This window comes from Streptomyces mayteni (genome assembly GCF_054783955.1).
Map to the genome: position 1 here is coordinate 29189 of NZ_BAAGPR010000008.1, position 17667 is coordinate 46855.

The following is a 17667-nucleotide window of genomic DNA, read 5'->3' on the forward strand; positions in this document are numbered from 1 at the left end:
GCTCAGCCGCCGGTGCCCATCTCCGCCTTGTAGCGCTCCTTGAACCCGCGGGTGCGGGTGAACTCGCGCAGGTACTGCTCGCTCAGCAGCGTGCCGTCCGCGTCGGTGATGCCGTGCTCCTCGTGCAGGTACCTGGAGAGCTGACGGGCGTTGGGGAAGTCCCCCTGCTCCTTCACGTACTGCCGGTAGGCGGCGTAGAAGATCTCGCTGCGGGCCGGGTCCTCGGGCTCCTCGGGCGCCGCCGCGTTGCCGCCCAGCGGCCGGCTACGTCCCGGACCGACCGGAACGGTCAGCTGTGACTGCTGGTCGTCGTCGACCTCGTCCGGCTGGTTGGCGGCCCACCAGGGTTCCTCTTCGAGGAACGCGTCGACCGGCTGGCCGGTCGGCCGGCCCCCGGCGCCGGGCCCTGCGGGCTGGCCGCCGAGGGCGGCGGCCTCCACCGGGCCCGCCACCGCGCCGTTGGCGGCGGCCGGGTTTCCCGGCCCGCCGTTCTGTCCGGCCGCGCCGGGCCAACCGCCGTTGCTGGACGCCGCGTTGCCTGGCCGGGCGTCAGGCCCGGCCGTGCCCGGCCACACTCCGTTGGCGGCGGCCGTGGTTCCCGGCCCGCCGTTCTGCTCGGCCGCGCCGGGCCAACCGCCGTTGTGGGCCGCGGTGTTGCCTGCCGGCGTTCCGCCGGGCACCGCGGCGGTGGCCGTCGGCCAACCCCCCTCGGCGGCCCGGGCATTGCCCGGCACGGGTGTCCCGCCGGCGGCGGCGCTCGCCGGGACCGTCGCCGAACCGCCGTTGCCGGCGGCCGCGATGCCCGGCCCGCCGTCGGGGCCGGCCGCGCCAGCCCAGGCGGCGTCGGCGGTAACCGCGCTTGTCGGCTGGCCGTTCGGGCCGGCCGCGCCGGGCAGGACGCCGTTGGCGGCGGCCGGTGCCGGCGTTCCGCCGGCCGGACTCGGGCCCGGCGCCCAACCGTCGGCGTCGCGCGGGCCGACCGGCAGGGCCGGGGCGGTCCCGGCCGTCACCTCGCCGCTCCGCCCGCCGGGCCAAGGCCCGGTCGACTGCTCCAGAGGGACCCCGTACCTGGCCAGTTTCAGCGGCATCAGCGCCTCGACCGGCGCCCGGCGGCGCCACGCGCGGCCGTAGTCGGCGCGCAGTCGCGCCTGGTAGACGAGGCGGTCGCGTTCCATCGCGATGACCTGCTCGTAGGAGCGCAGCTCCCACAGCTTCATGCGGCGCCACAGCCGGAAGGTGGGGACGGGCGAGAGCAGCCAACGCCACATCCGCACCCCCTCCATGTGCTTGTCGGCGGTGATGTCGGCCACCCGGCCGATCGCGTGGCGCGCGGCCTCGATCGTGATGATGAAGAGCACCGGGATGATGCCGTGCATGCCGACCGCGAGGGGATCGCCCCACGCGGAGGCCGCGTTGAAGGCGATCGTGGCGGCCGTCAGCAGCCAGGCGGTCTGCCGCAGCAGCGGGAAGGGGATCCGCAGCCAGGTCAGCAGCAGGTCGAGGGCGAGCAGGACGACGATGCCCGCGTCGACGCCGATCGGGAAGAAGGGGGAGAAGGCGCCGAAGCCCTTCTCCTCTGCCAGCTCGCGCACCGCCGTGTAGGAGCCGACGAAGCCGATCGCCGCGATGAGCACGGCGCCGGCCAGGATGATGCCGACCAGTATTCGGTGCGGGCGTGTCAGCTTGATGGCGGCCACGCGAGAACCCTCCCCGGTCATGACAAGGTCAGGGGACAGACTCGCACACGCGTCAAGTCGCGTGCTCGATCAGGGGTTCGATGTTCAACTGCTGACGACCGGGCCGACGACCGGGCCGGCGAGCGGGGGCGCGGTCAGGCGTCGCCCTCCTGCTGCTCCTCGCCCTCCTCGGCCGGGGCGTCCTCCGCCGCGGTCACGTTGCCGACGGCCTCGCGGGCCGCGGTCTCGGCGGCCTCCCTGACGCTGTCGGCGGACGGCATGTCGTCGCCCTCGAAGCCGGCGCCCGAGTAGTCCAGGGTCAGCACGATGTTGCCGACGCGGGAGACGACCCGCTGCTGGCGGTAGTCCTGCTCGCTCTCGTCCTCCCCGCCGGCCTTGGTGACGGAGTAGCCGATCGACGTGGCGGCGTCGCCCGTCTCGGCCAGCTCCGCGGACTCGACGTCCCGGTTGGCGTCGTCGCCCGCGACCTCGTCCACCATCTGCTGGACGTACGCGGTGGCGCGCTCGTCGCCGCTGCCAAGCGACAGGTCGGAGTCGAAGCGGCGCAGCGCCACGGTGAGCGAGCGGAACTGGAAGTCGTCGAGGCCGCTCCACAGGCAGGCGGCCGACGTGTTGGTGTCGGAGGAGCTGAGCGTCTCGCCGCTCGCGTCGGCCTGGGGCACCACGTTCCCCACGGTGTCCTCGGCGATCGTCCCGCACGGCTCGGGCAGCGCCTCGAACCGCACCGGCTCGGGGGTGGGGGCGACGCTCTGCGGCTCGTTGTCCTGCGACGCGTCGTCGGAGGAGTCGGACGACGAGGAACAACCGGTGACCACCAGCACCGGCAGTGCGGCCAGGGCCACCGCGCGAACAGCGAGGCGCGAGGCGGGTCGGGAGGCGGTACGGTCCATGGTTACTTCGCTCCAGTTGTCTCGGCCGAGCCGTTGCGAGCACACGGTACGCCGAGGCGTCCGCGGCGCGCCCGAAACGCGCTCAGCCGTCGAAACCACCGGCGAGCCGCTGGGCCACGGTCTGGGCCCGCTGCTGGAGCTGCGCGCTGTCGGGCGCGCCGCCGGTGCCGGTGGTCGACACGGTGTAGTTCACGGTGACGATAACGTTCGCGGTCCGAAATGCCACCTGTACGTCGTGTTGCTCCTGGGCGTTGTCGCTGGTCAGCTGCTCGTCGATGAACGCGACGTGACCAATGCCATCGAGCAGCCGGGCTCCGAGGGGGTCGCTGGGGGCCGAGGGGCTGGCCACCGAGACCCCGGACGCGTCGGCCAGCTCCTCGAAGTCGAGCTCGGCCTGGTCGTCGTCGCTGACGCCCGCGTCATAGGAGACGATGCGCTCGAAGTCCACGGCGAGCCGGCGCGACTCGTTCGCGATCGCGTGGTGCCAGACGCAGCCGACCCGCCGGCCGGTGTCGAAGGTGGCCTGCGGCTGGCCCGCGTACGCCTCCTCGTCGGCGTCGGGGAGCAGTTCGAGCAGGCTCTCGGCGGGCACCGAGCCGCAGGGCTCGGGGAGCACCGAGAACCGCCCGGGCTGGGGCGGCTGGGAGCCGGTGGCGCCGGCGGCCGCGCCGGCGTTCGTCCCGTCGTCCGTGCCGCCGAGGCCGGCCTGGCAGGACGCGAGACCGCCGATGGCCAGGGCCGCCAGCGTGGCGGCGATGGCACGCCTGATCGTCGCGGTGCGGTTAGTCGCGGCGCGCTGCACCGGGTCGCCCTCCCTCGTCCACAGAGCCCGGCCCGGTCGTCGACCGACGGGGGACCATGTCTACCTCATGGACGGCGCGAGGGGCCAGGTGAGGGGTGGTGTGCGGGAGTTCCGGGGGGTTCGGCGGGGCCGGCGTTACGGCCAGACCAGGCAGTAGGGCTGGTGGCCGGCCTCGTGCAGCCGGCGGGAGAAGTCCTGCCACTCGTTGAGCAGCTGGTAGACGCCGAACGCGTCGCTCGGCCCGCTGCGGTCCGGCACGGTGGACCAGATGAACGCGGCCGCGCCGACCGTCTCGTCGCCGATGCCGCGCAGCGGGTCCACCGCGGTTGTGGGCAATTTCACGACCGCGTAGTCGGGGTGGAGCACCACGAGCTCCAGCGGCGGCACCCGGTGCAGGGGTATGCCCTCGATGCCGGTGAGGACCATGGCGGCCATCGTCTCCGGCTTGATGCTGGTGAACATGCCCTGGCCCAGCTCGTCCCCGCCGAGCTCCTCGGGCCGCATCGAGAGCGGCACCCTGGCCGCCGTGGCGCCGTCGGGGGCGCCGAAGTACTTGTACGTTACGGCCATCCGGCTGCCCCGGTCGCCGAAGTCGAACTCGGCGCCCGATCCGCCCTCCAGTTTGCGACGGTGACGCCCTCGACGGGCGCGCGCACGCGGCCCCGCGGCCTCCGGCCCCGGGTCCCCGGTTCCCTCGCCCACTTCGCCACCGCGCTGCATGTCACCACCTGACTATTCGCGACCCCCGCCGCGCAACCCGATCATCGTTTCAGAGACCTCCCCCGTCAGGCGCCGGCGAAACGCCCCGACACCGAGCTGTAAGGGGCTCTGTCACCATGTACACCATGGATCGCGTGACCTCATCCTATTCAGCGGATTCCGCGCAATCGGTGGCGCCAGTCTCCCAGACGTTGTTCGCTCGTGCCGCCGAGGTGATTCCCGGCGGCGTGAACTCTCCCGTGCGCGCCTTCGGCGCCGTGGGTGGTACGCCCCGGTTCATGGTGTCCGGTTCCGGTGCGTACCTGACCGACGCGGACGGCCGGGAGTACGTGGACCTCGTCTGCTCCTGGGGGCCGATGATTCTCGGCCACTCGCACCCGGTCGTGCTGGACGCGGTGCGGGCCGCCGTCGAGCGCGGCACCTCCTTCGGCACCCCGACCCCCGGCGAGGTCGAGTTGGCCGAGGAGATCGTGGCCCGGGTGGCGCCCGTCGAGCGGGTGCGTCTTGTCTCCTCAGGCACCGAGGCCACCATGTCCGCGATCCGGCTGGCCCGCGGCTTCACGGGCCGCGCCAAGGTGATCAAGTTCGCCGGCTGTTACCACGGCCACGTGGACGCGCTGCTGGCCTCCGCCGGCTCGGGCGTCGCCACCTTCGGGCTGCCCGACACCCCGGGCGTCACCGGCGCCCAGGCCGGCGAGACCGTGGTCCTGCCCTACAACGACCTGGCCGCCGTGCGCGCCGCGTTCGAGGCGCACCCCGGCGAGATCGCCTGTGTGATCACCGAGGCGGTGCCGGGCAACATGGGCGTGGTGCCGCCGAAGCCCGGCTTCAACCAGGGCCTGAAGGACCTGTGCGCGGCGCACGGCGCGCTGTTGATCTCCGACGAGGTGATGACCGGCTTCCGGCTGAGCGCCGCCGGCTGGTTCGGCCTGGAGGGCGTCGTCCCCGACCTGATCACCTTCGGCAAGGTGATGGGCGGCGGCTTCCCGGCCGCGGCCTTCGGCGGCCGGGCCGACGTGATGGACCGGCTCGCCCCCGCGGGCCCCGTCTACCAGGCCGGCACCCTCTCGGGGAACCCGGTGGCCACCGCCGCCGGCCTCGCCCAGCTCCGGCTCCTGGACGACGCCGCCTACGCCGGGATCGACGCCACCTCGGCCGAACTGCGCGGCCTGGCCAGCCTGGCGCTCGCCAAGGAGGGCGTGGCCCACACCGTCTCGGCGGCCGGCAACATGTTCTCGGTGTTCTTCACCGCCGACGAGGTGACCGACTTCACCGGCGCCAAGGCCCAGGACACCTTCCGCTACACCGCCTTCTTCCACGCCATGTTGGAACGCGGCGTCTACCTGCCGCCGTCCGCCTTCGAGGCGTGGTTCGTCTCCACCGCCCACGACGAGCGCGCCCTGGAGCGGATCGCCGCCGCCCTGCCGGCGGCCGCCCGCGCCGCGGCCGAGGCGACCGGGGCGGCCGAGGCGGCCGAGGACCAGAGAACGACCTCCTAGCAGACAACGACACAGCGGACAGAGGGACTGTGGGACAGCGATGAGCGACAGCAGCGAGCGGACCGTCGTCCATGTGATGCGGCACGGCGAGGTGGAGAACCCGACCGGCGTGCTCTACGGGCGGCTGCCCGGCTACCACCTCTCGGCCCTCGGCCGGGAGATGGCCGAGCGGGTCGCCGCGCACCTCGCGGGCAACGACGTCACCCACGTCGTCGCCTCGCCGCTGGAGCGCGCCCAGGAGACCGCCACTCCGATCGCCAAGGCGCACGGCCTCGACCTGGCCACCGACGGCCGGCTGATCGAGGCGGCCAACGTCTTCGAGGGCCGCGCCTTCGGCGTCGGCGACGGCGCGCTCCGCCGCCCGGGCAACTGGCGCCACCTGCGCAACCCCTTCCGCCCCTCCTGGGGCGAGCCGTACGTCGAGCAGGTGGTGCGGATGAAGGGCGCGGTCGACGCGGCGCGCGACGCGGCCCGCGGCCACGAGGCGGTCGTCGTCAGCCACCAACTGCCGATCTGGATCCTGCGCAGCTACGTCGAGCGCCGCCGGCTGTGGCACGACCCGCGCAGCCGGCAGTGCACCCTGGCGTCGCTGACCAGCTTCACCTACCGGGGCGACGAGATCGTTGCCGTCACCTACACCGAGCCGGCCATCGACCTCGTCCCCGAGCACCTGCGGGCCGGCGCGAAGCCGACGAAGGACCAGGCGCCCGGCTTCGGCGCCTAGACGCCCATACCCCGTCTGACCTGGGTTTTCCGCCTAGGTGGGGGGCGGGCAAGATCGTCAAAAGGCGCATGGGAAACTTTTCACATGATCCAGATCCGGGCTTTCGGCAGGGTCGCCAGAGGCGCCGCGGTCGCGCTGACCGGCGTGCTGGTCCTGGGCGCCTGTAGCGGCGGGGACAGCGACGGCGCCAGCGGCGACGGCACCAACTACGTCGAGGGCACCGGTGAGATCAGCCGGGTCGCCGTCGCCGAGCGGGTCGAGGCGCCCGACCTCACGGGCGAGACCCTGGAGGGCGAGGAGATCAGCCTCTCCGACTACCGGGGCGACGTGGTGGTGCTCAACGTCTGGGGCTCCTGGTGCGCGCCCTGCCGCGCCGAGGCCCCGCACCTGGTCGCCGCCGCCGAGGCCACCGCCGACCGCGGCGTCCGGTTCGTGGGCCTCAACACCCGGGATCTGAGCAGGGACAACGCGCTGGCCTTCGAGCGCAACTACGAGGTCGAGTACCCCAGCTTCTTCGACCCCAACGGCCGGCTGGTCGGCGAGTTCCCCAACGGCACGCTCAACCCGCAGGCCATCCCCAGCACGTTGATCATCGACCGGGAGGGCCGGATCGCGGCCCGGGCGCTGCGCGCGCTCACCGAGGACGACCTGCTGGCGGCGCTGGAACCCGTGATCGCCGAAGAGTGAGCCGAGTGACCGTGCGATGAATCCCAACGAGACGGTACTGAGCGGCGCACTGCTGCTGGCCCTGCCGGTGGCGGTGCTCGGCGGCCTGGTGTCGTTCTTCTCGCCCTGCGTGCTGCCGCTGGTGCCGGGCTATCTCTCCTACGTCACCGGGGTCGGCGGCGCCGACCTCAAGGACGCGAGACGCGGCCGGATGCTCCTCGGGGCACTGCTGTTCATCCTGGGCTTCTCGGTCGTCTTCGTCTCCGGCGGCGCGCTCTTCGGCAGCTTCGGCGCCAACCTGATCAACCACCGGGAGGTCCTGAACAAGGTCTTCGGGGTGCTGATCGTCGTGTTCGGGCTGATCTTCCTCGGCTTCATGCCCCGGCTCACCCAGCGCGAGTTCCGGCTGCACACCAGGCCGGCGGTCGGCCTCGCCGGCGCCCCCGTGCTCGGCTTCGTCTTCGGCGTCGGCTGGGTGCCCTGCATCGGCCCGACGCTGGCCGCCGTGCAGGCGCTGGCGTTCAGCGAGGCGACCGCGGGGCGGGGCGCGCTGCTGATGGTCGCGTACTGCGTCGGCCTCGGCCTGCCGTTCATCGTCGCCGCGCTCGCCTTCCGGCGGGCGCTCGGCGCCTTCGGCTGGGTCAAGCGCCACTATGCCTGGGTGATGCGGCTCGGCGGAGCCATGCTCATCACCACCGGCGTGCTGCTGTTCACCGGTGTCTGGGACCGCATCGTCTACGAGATGCAGGTCTGGGCCGCCGACTTCCAGATTTGGATCTGACGACATGGCCGACCAGACAGCCGCCGACCAGACTGCCGCCGACCAGAGCGCGGACGAGGCCGCCACCGGCGGGCTCTCCACCGCGCCCGTCGAGGAGCCGGAGACCGCTGCCGTCGCCGGCTCGTTCGGCGGCCCCCGCGCACCGGGGGCCGGCGGCTACCTCGCCTGGCTCGGGCGCGAACTGCTCGGCTGGGCACGGTGGTTCTGGCGCCAGCTGACGTCGATGCGGGTCGCCCTGATCCTGCTCTTCCTGCTGGCGCTGGCCGCCATCCCCGGCTCGATGATCCCGCAGAACAACGCCAGCGCCGTCACCGTCGAGGAGTTCAAGGAGCGCAACCCCGGCCTGTCGTCCTTCTACGACACCCTCCAGCTCTTCGACGTCTACTCCTCCGTCTGGTTCTCGGCGATCTACCTGCTGCTGTTCGTCTCGCTCGTCGGCTGCATCATCCCGCGCAGCTGGCAGTTCGTCGGCCAGCTGCGCGGCCGCCCGCCGCGCGCCCCCCGCCGCCTGGACCGGATGCCGGCCTACACCACCTGGCGCACCGAGGCGGACCCGGCCGACGTGCTCGACGCCGCGCACCGCCAGCTGCGCCGCCGCCGCTTCCGCACCGACCTCCTGGAGGGCGCGGGCGAGGGCGAGCGCGGCGGCCGGTCCCACGTCGCCGCCGAGAAGGGCTATCTGCGGGAGGTCGGCAACCTCGTCTTCCACCTCTCGCTCGTCGTACTGCTGATCGCCTTCGCCGCCGGCCGCCTCTACTACGCGGAGGGCGGCAAGCTGGTCGTCGAGGGCTACGACTTCACCAACAACCTCACCCAGTACGACGACTTCTCCTCCGGCCCGTTCTACGACACGAACGACCTGGGGGACTTCGGCTTCACGCTCGACGAGTTCCACGCCGAGTTCGTCCGCTCAGGGCCCGACCTCGGCACCCCCTCCCGGTTCGACGCCGACGTCACCTACCGCACCGCGGACGGCACCGAGCACTCCACCACCGTCCAGGTCAACGAGCCGCTCGCCATCGGCGCCGAGCGGGTGCGGCTGCTCGGCCACGGCTTCGCGCCCGTCGTCCGGGTCACCGACGGCCAGGGCGACGTCGCGTTCAGCGGCCCCGTCCCGTTCATCCCGCAGGACCAGGCCCTCACCTCGGTCGGCGTCGTCAAGGTGCCCGACTACACCAACCCGCAGGGCGATCCTGAACAGCTCGGCTTCCAGGGCTTCTTCAGCCCCACCTACAACATCGACGAGGTCCGCGGCCCGCACTCCACCTTCCCCGACCCGGACGACCCGGTCCTCACCCTCACCGGCTACCACGGCGACCTCGGCATCGACTCCGGCCTGCCGCAGAACGTCTACCAGCTCGACACCAGCGACATGGAACAGCTGGTCGACGCGGACACCGGCGACCTCTTCCGCTTCGACCTGCGGCCCGGCGAGTCCATCGACCTGCCCAACGACATGGGCACGTTGGAGTTCCAGGGCTTCGAGCGCTGGGCCACCTTCCAGATCTCCACCCGGGCCGGCAACAGCTGGGCGCTCGGCGGCTCGCTCGCCGCCATCGCCGGCCTCGCCGCCTCGCTGCTGCTCCAGCGCCGCCGCGTCTGGGTGCGCGCCTACCCGCACGCGGACGGCCACACCGTCGTCGAGATGGCGTCCCTCGGCCGCACCGAGTCCAACCGGATCCCGGAGGAGCTGGCCGCCCTCGCTGCGGCCCTCGCGCCGGCCGCCCCCATGCTGCCCGCCGACCCCACGCTGCTTGCCGACACCGAAGCGGGCCCCGGGTCTGATACCTCTGAAGAGTCCGCCGCCGAAGGAGCACGCTCATGACGCTCGCCGCAGACGAGGGCCTGGCCGATTTCAGCAACCTGCTGATCTACACGGCGATGGCCGTCTACGCGCTGACGTTCGTCGCCTACACCGCCGAGTGGATCTTCGGCAGCCGCAGCCGGGTGGCCCGCACCGCCGCCGCGCTCGGCGACGCGGGGTCCGGCGAGGCGGCCGAGTCGTCCGACGTGCCGGCGCAGCGGCCGGCCGTCGTGGTCAGGAAGGGCGGCGCGACCTCCGTCCTCGACCGGCCGAAGATCGTCACCCGCTCCGCCACGCCCGAGCGCGACGCCGTCCCCGACGGCCCGGGCGCGGCCGGCGGCGACGAGCGGGGTGACACGTTCGGGCGGATCGCGGTCTCGCTGACCGCCCTCGCGTTCCTGCTCCACCTCGGCGGCGTCGTCGCCCGCACCATCGCCGTGGGGCGTGGGCCGTGGAGCAACATGTACGAGTTCTCCACCGCCTTCTCGATGGTCCTGGTCGCCACCTACCTGGGCTTCCTGGCCTTCCGCCGGAACGTCCGCTGGCTCGGCCTGCCGCTGGCCACCACCGTGCTGCTCGACCTCGGCCTCGCGGTGACCGTGCTCTACAACGACTCGACGCAGCTGGTGCCGGCGCTCGACTCGATCTGGATGATGATCCACGTCCCGCTGGCGATCATCTGCGGCGCGCTGATGTACGTCGGCGCGGTCGGCGCCGTCCTCTTCCTCTTCCGGGACCGCTACGAGGCCAAGCTGGCCGCCGGCGAGCAGCCGGGCAGGTTCGCCACCTCGGTGCTGGAGCGGCTGCCCTCCTCCCTCACCCTGGACCGCTTCTCCTACCGGATCAATGCGGCGGTCTTCCCGTTCTGGACCTTCACCATCGTCGCCGGCGCCATCTGGGCCGAGAACGCGTGGGGCCGCTACTGGGGCTGGGACCCGAAGGAGACCTGGGCGTTCATCACCTGGATCGTCTACGCCATCTACCTGCACGCCCGCTCCACGGCCGGCTGGAAGGGCCGCAGGACCGCCTACCTGTGCATCGCCGGGCTGGTCTGCTTCCTGATCAACTACTACGGCGTCAACATCTTCTTCAACAGCCTGCACGGCTACGGCGGCGTGTGAGCCGCACCGTCCGAACGACGGAATCCGAACGACGAACGGGCCCCCGCCGAACCAGCTTCGGCGGGGGCCCTCTCCGTGGTGTTCCGTGATACGGGCTTCCGCTCAGCGGTCCTTGGGACCCGACGACGGCGGGTTCTCGTCGTCGTCCTTCTGCCGCAGCTCGTCCTCGCGACGGCGCAGGTCCTCTTCCCAGTTCTCCAGGAGCTCGCGGTCCTTCTCGTTCTCCTCGCGCCGCTGGTCGTCGTCGAGCGAGCGCAGGAACTCCGGGTTGTCGTCGGGCGCGACCCAGCCGCCACCCGAGCGGCGGCCACGGCCACCGCCACCACCCCCGCCGGCCGCGGCGGCGCCGCGCCTGCGACCGATCAGGATCCAGGTGATCGGGCCGATGACCCAGGCGATCACGATCAGCAGGATCCAGGCCACCTTGGGCAGGTGCCTGACGTCCTCGTCCTTGGAGCTGATGCAGTCGACCAGGGCGAAGATGGTCAACGCCAGCGGTACCAGAAACAGCAGCACCCTCAGCATGGTAGTCCCCCTGGACGGAACGGGTCGGGCCTCGGATATCGGGCCCCTGACTAAGCCCAGGGTAATGCGTCGGCAATACTGAGCGGCATGGCGTACGACGACCTCCGTGGCCTGCTGAAGGCTCTCGAACGAGATGGCGACCTCAAGCGGGTCCGGGCGGAGGTCGATCCGCACCTCGAGGTGGGCGAGATCACCGACCGGGTGAACAAGGCCGGCGGGCCCGCCCTGCTCTTCGAGAACGTCAAGGGCTCGAAGCTGCCGCTGGCGATGAACGTCTACGGCACCGACCGCCGGCTGCTGAAGGCGCTCGGCCTCTCCTCCTACCAGGAGATCAGCGAGCGGATCGGCGCGCTGCTCAAGCCCGAACTGCCGCACGGCTTCGTCGGCGTGCGCGAGGCGTTCGGCAAGCTCGCCTCGGTGGCGCACGTGCCGCCGAAGAAGGTGAAGAGCGCGCCGGTGCAGGAGGTCGTCCTCAAGGGCGACGACGTCGATCTCGACGCGCTGCCCGCGCTGTTCACCTGGCCGGAGGACGGCGGCTCGTTCTTCAACCTCGGCCTCACCCACACCAGGGACCCGGAGTCCGGGGTGCGGAACCTGGGCCTCTACCGGCTCCAGCGCCACGACCGCCGCACCATCGGCATGCACTGGCAGATCCACAAGGACAGCCGCAACCACTACCAGGTCGCCGCCCGGCGCGGCGAGCGGCTGCCGGTCGCCATCGCCTTCGGCTGCCCGCCCGCCGTCACCTACGCGTCGACGGCCCCGCTGCCCGGCGACATCGACGAGTACCTGTTCGCCGGCTACCTCCAGGGCAAGCGCGTCGAACTGGTCGACTGCGTGTCCGTGCCGCTCCAGGTGCCGGCCCGCGCCGAGGTCGTCGTCGAGGGCTGGCTGGAGCCCGGACGGATGCTGCCCGAGGGCCCGTTCGGCGACCACACCGGCTTCTACACGCCGCAGGAGCCGTTCCCCGCCCTCGACGTCGAGTGCGTCACGATGCGCCGCGACCCCGTCTTCCAGTCGATCGTGGTCGGCCGCCCGCCCACCGAGGACGGCCCGTTGGGCCGGGCCACCGAGCGGTTCTTCCTCCCCCTCCTCAAGGTCATCATCCCGGACATCGTCGACTACCACCTGCCGGAGGCCGGCGGCTTCCACAACTGCGCGATCATCTCGATCGACAAGAAGTACCCGAAGCACGCGCAGAAGGTGATGTCCGCGGTCTGGGGGGCGCACATGATGTCGCTCACCAAGCTGATCGTCGTCGTCGACTCCGACTGCGACGTGCACGACCTGCACGAGGTCGCCTGGCGGGCGCTCGGCAACGTGGACTACGCCCGCGACCTGCTGCTCACCGAAGGCCCTGTCGACCACCTCGACCACGCCTCCTACCAGCAGTTCTGGGGCGGCAAGGCGGGCATCGACGCCACCGCCAAGTGGCCCGAGGAGGGCTACACCAGGGACGGCGGCTGGCCCGAGATGGTGCGCTCGGACCCGGCCGTCGCCGATCTCGTGACCGGCCGTTGGAAGGAGTACGGGCTGTGACCGCCGTCGCGCCCCGACCGGCCGCCGCGGGCGGCTCGGTGCGGGCCTTCCTGCGGGTGGTGATGATCGAACACTCGGTCTTCGCGCTGCCGTTCGCCTACATCGCCACGCTCACCGCGATGCTGGTGGACCGGCCGGCCGAGGTCATCGAGTGGGACACCCTGCTCCTGGTCACCGTCTGCATGGTCGGCCTGCGGACGTTCGCGATGGCCGCCAACCGGATCATCGACCGCGAGATCGACGCCCGCAACCCGCGCACCGCGCGCCGCGAACTCGTCACCGGCGCCGTCTCGGTGCGGGCCGGCTGGACGGGCGCGCTGATCGCCCTCGCCGTCTTCCTCGGCTCGGCTGCCCTGCTCAACCCGCTCTGCCTGGCCCTGGCGCCGCTCGCCGTGGTGCCGATGGTCGTCTACCCGTACGGCAAGCGGTTCACGGACTTCCCACACGCCATCCTCGGCCTCGCCCAGGCGATGGGCCCGGTCGGCGGCTGGCTCGCCGTCACCGGCGCCTGGTCCTGGGAGGCGGTGGTGCTCGGCGCGGCCGTCGGCCTGTGGATCGGCGGCTTCGACCTGATCTACGCCTGCCAGGACGTGGCGGCCGACCGCGAGAACGGCGTCCGCTCCGTCCCCGCCCGCTTCGGCATCGCCGGCGCGTTGAACGGCGCCCGCGCCTGCCACGTCCTCACGCTGGCGCTCCTCGCCCTCTACGCGGCCCTGACCGAAGCCGGCCCGCTCTTCTGGACCGGCCTCGCGGTGGTCGCCGGCGCCTTCGCCTACGAACACTCCCTGGTCCGCCCGACCGACCTCTCCCGCCTGAACCGCGCCTTCTTCACCGTCAACGGCTTCGTGGGGATCTCGCTGTTCGCCTTCACGCTGGCCGACCTGGCGGTGCGAGGGCTGGGGATCTGACGGCCCGTCGGCAGGGTCAGAGGTCCTGCGGGTAGCGCCGGAACCGGTCGGTGGGAACGAGGACTCCGCTCAATGGGGCAGGGAGTTCCACGGGCTCGCCGAAGTCGCCCTTGTGCAGCGCGCGGTACTCGGCCTTCTCGGGCGCCGGCTCGGTGTGCAACAGCCAGGTGCCGTTGTTCGGGTCGATCAGTAGATAGACCGGGATGCCGCCCTGGGCGTAGATCGCGGGCTTCTCCTGGTAGTCACGGATCTTGGCCCCCCTGGTGGTGGAGACGACCTCCAGCACCAGGAGCACCAGTTCGGACGGGATGGCCCTGAAGTAGTCGTCGGCGTGGTCCGCGTGTGTGATGGTGAGGTCTGGATCGGGACGGTCGTTCGACTCGGTGATGGCCACGGCCTGGTCATGCCACGGTTGGAAATCCGATCGTGGAAAGCACTCGCGGATCAGATCCACGATCCGGTTGTGGATGGTGTTGGGCGTGGCCATCATGACCAGCGCTCCACCGAGGTATTCCATGGTGAAGCCCTCAATCGGTTCCATGCGTTCGTACAGCTCCAGGCCGGGGTCTCGTTCTTCGATGACGCCGCTCACTGGAACCTCCAACACGGTTGCTGGCATCGGCATGCTCCTATGGTCGATTCCGACGGGGCGCTGCCGTGTCAACGACACACAGATCCGAAAGTCACCCGACCGGCGGTGTGCCCGGCGGGGGGACGTCCTCCACGAAGTGGTCGAACTCGTTGTTCTGGACGCCGAGGACGAAGGCGTCCCACTTGGCGCGGGTGGTGGTGACGATCTTGGCGAGGTCGTCGGTCTGGCGGATGTGGATCAGGTCGCCCTCGCCGGCCGCCACCTCGAAGCAGTGCTCGTCGCTGCCGTCCTCGACCGGGGCCTGGATCCACTCCAGCTTCTCGGCCTCTTCCAGGGTGATTCTCGGCACGTGCGCGCTCCTTCCGGGGCTCAGGTTACGTTGATCCGCAGCACGGTGTCGCCGTCCAGCAGGTCGAGGAGGCCGGGGCCCTCCGCCGCCGACAGCGCGACGCGCGGGTCGGCCAGCTCGCCGCCGTCGAGCAGCGGGGCCGGATCGGCCGTCAACTCCGTGCCGTCCAGCGGGATACGCCACAGCGCGGACCGCCGCGTGTCCGGCGACCAGAGCGAGCCGGCGCCGAACGCCAGGCCCTGCGGCGCGGCCTCGATGGCCGGCCAGGTGAAGACGGGCGGTACCCCACCGGCCTCGTAACCCTGGCCAGGAACGATCGCGTTCAGCTCGGTGGTACCGGTCTCGCCCGGGACGACGTCGAGCGACCACAGCCGGCCGGCCTCGTCCCAGGCGAGACCGGCCACCTCGCCGTGGCCCAGCGCGTAGACCGGGGAGTCAGGGAAGGGGTTGTCCGCCGGGATGCCGCCGTCGGGCTCGATCCGCAGGATCTTGCCGCCGAGCGACTCCGGATCCGTGCCGAGCGCCGGCTGCCCGCCGACCCCCGTGCCGACGTAGAGCATCCCGTCGGGGCCGAAGGCCAGCGTTCCGCCGCCCGGGATCGGGTCGTCGATCAACCAGTCCGAAGTGGCGCCCAGTTGGGCGCTTGGCGCGGCCGAACCCGTGAAGGTGTGGCGGGCCACCCGGACCCCGGAGGACGTGGTGTAGGAGAGATAGAGCCAGCCGTCCTCGCCGGCGAATCCGGGCTCGACGGCCAGGCCGACCAAGCCGGCGGCGCCGGGCGCGGTGCCGACCTCGGTGATGGTGCCGTCCGGCGCGATCCGGCGGATCGTGCCGCTGCCGGACTCGCCGACCAGCAGGCCGCCGTCCGGCAGCGTGACGGCGCAGCAGACGTTCGGCAGGCCCTCGGCCACCGTGCCGGTGATCTCCGCCGTGCCGGTGGGCGGCGCCGGCTCGCTCACAATCGGCGGCTGCTCGGTGGGCTCCCCGCCGGGGTCCTCGCCGGACGGCGGCTCCTCGCCGCCGGGCGTGGGCGTCGGCTGGGCGGGGCCCTCGGCCACGCCGAGCCGCTCCGCGTGGTCGGCGGCGGGCCCGAAGGCGCACCCCCCGCACAGCACGACGGCGATGGCTGCCGCTACCGCCCGAGCCCGCGTACGCATGCGCTAGATGGCCATCCCGTAGATGATCGTGAACAGCGTGCCGAGCGAACCGATGATGAAGATCCCGGTGAGCCCGGCGACGATCAGCCCCTTGCCCTGCTCGGCGCTGAAACTGTCCCGCATCGCCGTCGACCCGATCCGCTGCTTGGCCGCGCCCCAGATGGCGATCGCCATGCAGATCAGGATGGCCAGCGCCATGATCACCTGGATCATCGTCCGCGCCTGGTCGCCGACCTGCGCGAAGGGCCCCCAGTTCGGGGCGATGCCGCCGATGATCTCGTTGATGTCTTCCGTCTCAGCTGCCAGGAACACCCGACCTCACCGCCCAACTGCCGTTCAAACCACTCCTTCTCGGATTCTGCCACGCCCGGGTGACAGAAGTGCGGCCACGACCGGGCGGATTCCGGCCAGGCGAGCGAAGTCGAGTAAACGCCGCGCCGGTTTCGTGAGGGTTCGGATCCCTGCGGGCGGGTACCCGGCCGTCTCGTGACAGGCCCCGAACCCCGGGAGACGAAGAGATGGCAGTCACCGACACGATCCTCTGGTCACGCGAGGACGGCCCGGACCGGGTCATCGAGAACCCCCTGCCCGGCCAGACCTACGAGCTGGAGGGCGACGGCACGGTCCAGAACAACACGGACGTCCCGTTGCAGCTGTACACCCACGGCGACTCGGCCCCCACCGACCAGATCGACCCAGGCCACACGGCCTCGGCACCGCCGGCCGAGCACTTCAGCGTGTACTGCGTGCTCTAGGCCCGCCGAACCGTCGCAAGCAGCGCGCGGAGCCGGGCGGGCGTGGCCCGGAGGACGGTGTCCGGCTCGTCCGACTCCCGGAGGAGCACGGCCCCGCCGCGCGGCGCGGCGGCGACTTCCAGGCAGTTGTTGCCCTCGCTGCTGAACGACGACTTCTGCCAGCTCGGCGGCTCGGTCGGGCGCACGTCCGCTCCTCACAGCGTCTTGACGATCCGGTGGACGAAGTCCCTGGAAGCACGGGGAGTGAGCGCTATCGCCTCGAAGCGTTCAAGGAACGTTCGATACTTGGCGAGTTGCGCATCCGAGTGCAACTGTTCCGATCCATGCTCGGTGTCCAGTTGGACCGTGTCCAGCTGTGGGACCGGTCCCTCGGCGTAGAGCACGGTCTGCCCGGCGCCCGGGAAGATGCCGGCCTCGAACGGGATGACCCGCACCGTGACGTGGTCGCGTTCGCTCATCTCGACGAGGTGGGTGAGCTGCGCGCTGGTGGTCTCGGGCCCGCCGAACCGCATCCGCAGCGCGGCCTCATGAACGGTGGCGGTGTAGGGCGTGGGGGTGTCCGCCCAGAGGATCTGCTGGCGTTTGATCCGGTGAGACGTCCGGAACTCCACCATGGGCGGCGGTAGTTCCGGGATCGACTGGCGGAAGATCGTGCGCGCGTAGTCCACGGTCTGGAGCAGGCCGGGCAGGTGCGTCACCTGGGCGGTGCGGATCGAGCGGGCATGGTGTTCGAGTTCGGTCAGGTCGAGCAGCCCACTGGGAAGGTAGTCCCGGTACTCGTCCCACCAGTTGCGGCGCCGAGTCGCAGGCATGGCGGCGAGTGCGTTGGCCAGCTCGGCGTCGTAACTGCCGTAGGTGCGCACGAATGCGCGGACGCGCTCCGCGCTCACTCCATAGCGCCCCCCTTCGATGGCACTGAGTCGGGACTGCGAGATCTTGAGCCGAAGCGCCGCATCAGTGGTGGACAGACTCGCGGCGTCGCGAAGTTTCCGCAGCTCAGCGCCCAGGCGACGCTGACGGGCGGTCGGCACACTGCGTGGCGGCATGTTCTTTCTCCCTTCCTCGCTGCGAGCAATAGGCCAGGTGTTCAGTAGCCATTAGCCCTTGTCGCGCCCTACGGTTAGTGCCCAGTCAACCA

At 71.5% G+C, this 17667-nt stretch carries 20 protein-coding genes; 9 read left to right on the top strand and 11 right to left on the bottom strand.

Features of this window, described 5'->3' with window-relative positions:
* Window positions 1-2 precede the first annotated feature (2 nt).
* The 4 genes from ACYVPE_RS05945 to ACYVPE_RS05960 form a co-directional block, all read right to left on the bottom strand.
* Entirely contained in the window at window positions 3-1697 is a 1695-nt protein-coding gene (locus tag ACYVPE_RS05945) for a DUF2637 domain-containing protein (protein ID WP_461032333.1), read from the bottom strand.
* Between the two features lie 134 nt (window positions 1698-1831).
* A complete protein-coding gene (locus tag ACYVPE_RS05950; RefSeq protein ID WP_461032334.1) occupies window positions 1832-2587 on the bottom strand; it encodes a DUF3558 domain-containing protein in 756 nt (251 codons plus the stop codon).
* Window positions 2588-2669: 82 nt separating this feature from the next.
* Window positions 2670-3389 (bottom strand): DUF3558 domain-containing protein, encoded by a 720-nt coding sequence (locus ACYVPE_RS05955; RefSeq protein WP_461032335.1) that lies wholly within the window; start codon window positions 3387-3389, stop codon window positions 2670-2672.
* A 135-nt stretch (window positions 3390-3524) separates the two neighbouring features.
* Complete coding sequence (locus tag ACYVPE_RS05960) at window positions 3525-4109, bottom strand: hypothetical protein (RefSeq protein WP_461032336.1); 585 nt, start codon at window positions 4107-4109, stop codon at window positions 3525-3527.
* 125 nt (window positions 4110-4234) lie between these two features.
* Here ACYVPE_RS05960 and hemL point away from each other — a divergent pair, with 125 nt between their 5' ends.
* From hemL to ccsB, 6 genes are all read left to right on the top strand, one after another.
* The gene (gene hemL / locus ACYVPE_RS05965) at window positions 4235-5608 is read left to right on the top strand and encodes a glutamate-1-semialdehyde 2,1-aminomutase (protein ID WP_461032337.1); all 1374 of its coding nucleotides are present in this window, start codon (window positions 4235-4237) and stop codon (window positions 5606-5608) included.
* Between the two features lie 40 nt (window positions 5609-5648).
* A complete protein-coding gene (locus ACYVPE_RS05970; RefSeq protein WP_461032338.1) occupies window positions 5649-6332 on the top strand; it encodes a histidine phosphatase family protein in 684 nt (227 codons plus the stop codon).
* An 84-nt stretch (window positions 6333-6416) separates the two neighbouring features.
* Entirely contained in the window at window positions 6417-7019 is a 603-nt protein-coding gene (locus ACYVPE_RS05975; protein ID WP_461032339.1) for a TlpA family protein disulfide reductase, read from the top strand.
* 16 nt (window positions 7020-7035) lie between these two features.
* Window positions 7036-7779, top strand: a complete 744-nt coding sequence (locus ACYVPE_RS05980) for a cytochrome c biogenesis CcdA family protein (protein ID WP_461032340.1) — start codon at window positions 7036-7038, stop codon at window positions 7777-7779.
* A gap of 4 nt (window positions 7780-7783) precedes the next feature.
* Window positions 7784-9604: a cytochrome c biogenesis protein ResB gene (gene resB, locus ACYVPE_RS05985; RefSeq protein WP_461032341.1), complete on the top strand. Its 1821-nt coding sequence runs from the start codon at window positions 7784-7786 to the stop codon at window positions 9602-9604.
* Complete coding sequence (ccsB, locus tag ACYVPE_RS05990; protein WP_461032342.1) at window positions 9601-10704, top strand: c-type cytochrome biogenesis protein CcsB; 1104 nt, start codon at window positions 9601-9603, stop codon at window positions 10702-10704. The genes resB and ccsB overlap by 4 nt, the downstream gene beginning before the upstream one ends.
* Before the next feature lie 102 nt (window positions 10705-10806).
* Here the strand turns inward: ccsB and ACYVPE_RS05995 are convergent, their stop codons facing one another.
* Complete coding sequence (locus ACYVPE_RS05995) at window positions 10807-11229, bottom strand: PLD nuclease N-terminal domain-containing protein (RefSeq protein ID WP_461032343.1); 423 nt, start codon at window positions 11227-11229, stop codon at window positions 10807-10809.
* An 87-nt stretch (window positions 11230-11316) separates the two neighbouring features.
* Here ACYVPE_RS05995 and ACYVPE_RS06000 point away from each other — a divergent pair, with 87 nt between their 5' ends.
* Together ACYVPE_RS06000 and mqnP are read left to right on the top strand one after the other, a co-directional pair.
* On the top strand, window positions 11317-12768 hold the full coding sequence (locus ACYVPE_RS06000) for a menaquinone biosynthesis decarboxylase (RefSeq protein WP_461032344.1): 1452 nt from the start codon (window positions 11317-11319) through the stop codon (window positions 12766-12768).
* Window positions 12765-13676, top strand: a complete 912-nt coding sequence (gene mqnP / locus ACYVPE_RS06005) for a menaquinone biosynthesis prenyltransferase MqnP (RefSeq protein WP_461032345.1) — start codon at window positions 12765-12767, stop codon at window positions 13674-13676. The genes ACYVPE_RS06000 and mqnP overlap by 4 nt, the downstream gene beginning before the upstream one ends.
* A 16-nt stretch (window positions 13677-13692) precedes the next feature.
* Here the strand turns inward: mqnP and ACYVPE_RS06010 are convergent, their stop codons facing one another.
* Genes ACYVPE_RS06010 through ACYVPE_RS06025 form a run of 4 tightly spaced genes read right to left on the bottom strand, consistent with a single transcriptional unit; the run spans window position 13693 to window position 16086 of the window.
* On the bottom strand, window positions 13693-14301 hold the full coding sequence (locus tag ACYVPE_RS06010) for a Uma2 family endonuclease (RefSeq protein WP_461032346.1): 609 nt from the start codon (window positions 14299-14301) through the stop codon (window positions 13693-13695).
* Between the two features lie 58 nt (window positions 14302-14359).
* Complete coding sequence (locus tag ACYVPE_RS06015; protein ID WP_461032347.1) at window positions 14360-14617, bottom strand: DUF397 domain-containing protein; 258 nt, start codon at window positions 14615-14617, stop codon at window positions 14360-14362.
* 20 nt (window positions 14618-14637) lie between these two features.
* The gene (locus tag ACYVPE_RS06020; RefSeq protein WP_461032348.1) at window positions 14638-15774 is read right to left on the bottom strand and encodes a PQQ-dependent sugar dehydrogenase; all 1137 of its coding nucleotides are present in this window, start codon (window positions 15772-15774) and stop codon (window positions 14638-14640) included.
* Window positions 15775-15777: 3 nt separating this feature from the next.
* The gene (locus tag ACYVPE_RS06025; protein ID WP_461032349.1) at window positions 15778-16086 is read right to left on the bottom strand and encodes a hypothetical protein; all 309 of its coding nucleotides are present in this window, start codon (window positions 16084-16086) and stop codon (window positions 15778-15780) included.
* A gap of 206 nt (window positions 16087-16292) precedes the next feature.
* Between ACYVPE_RS06025 and ACYVPE_RS06030 the strand changes: the two genes are divergently transcribed.
* Entirely contained in the window at window positions 16293-16529 is a 237-nt protein-coding gene (locus tag ACYVPE_RS06030) for a hypothetical protein (protein ID WP_461032350.1), read from the top strand.
* On the opposite strand, the gene ACYVPE_RS06035 is transcribed toward ACYVPE_RS06030, so the two are convergent.
* A complete protein-coding gene (locus tag ACYVPE_RS06035; protein WP_461032351.1) occupies window positions 16526-16714 on the bottom strand; it encodes a DUF397 domain-containing protein in 189 nt (62 codons plus the stop codon). The two genes, ACYVPE_RS06030 and ACYVPE_RS06035, sit on opposite strands and share 4 nt — an antisense overlap.
* A gap of 9 nt (window positions 16715-16723) precedes the next feature.
* Window positions 16724-17575, bottom strand: coding sequence for a Scr1 family TA system antitoxin-like transcriptional regulator (locus tag ACYVPE_RS06040; RefSeq protein ID WP_461032352.1), 852 nt, complete (start codon window positions 17573-17575; stop codon window positions 16724-16726).
* Window positions 17576-17667 lie beyond the last annotated feature (92 nt).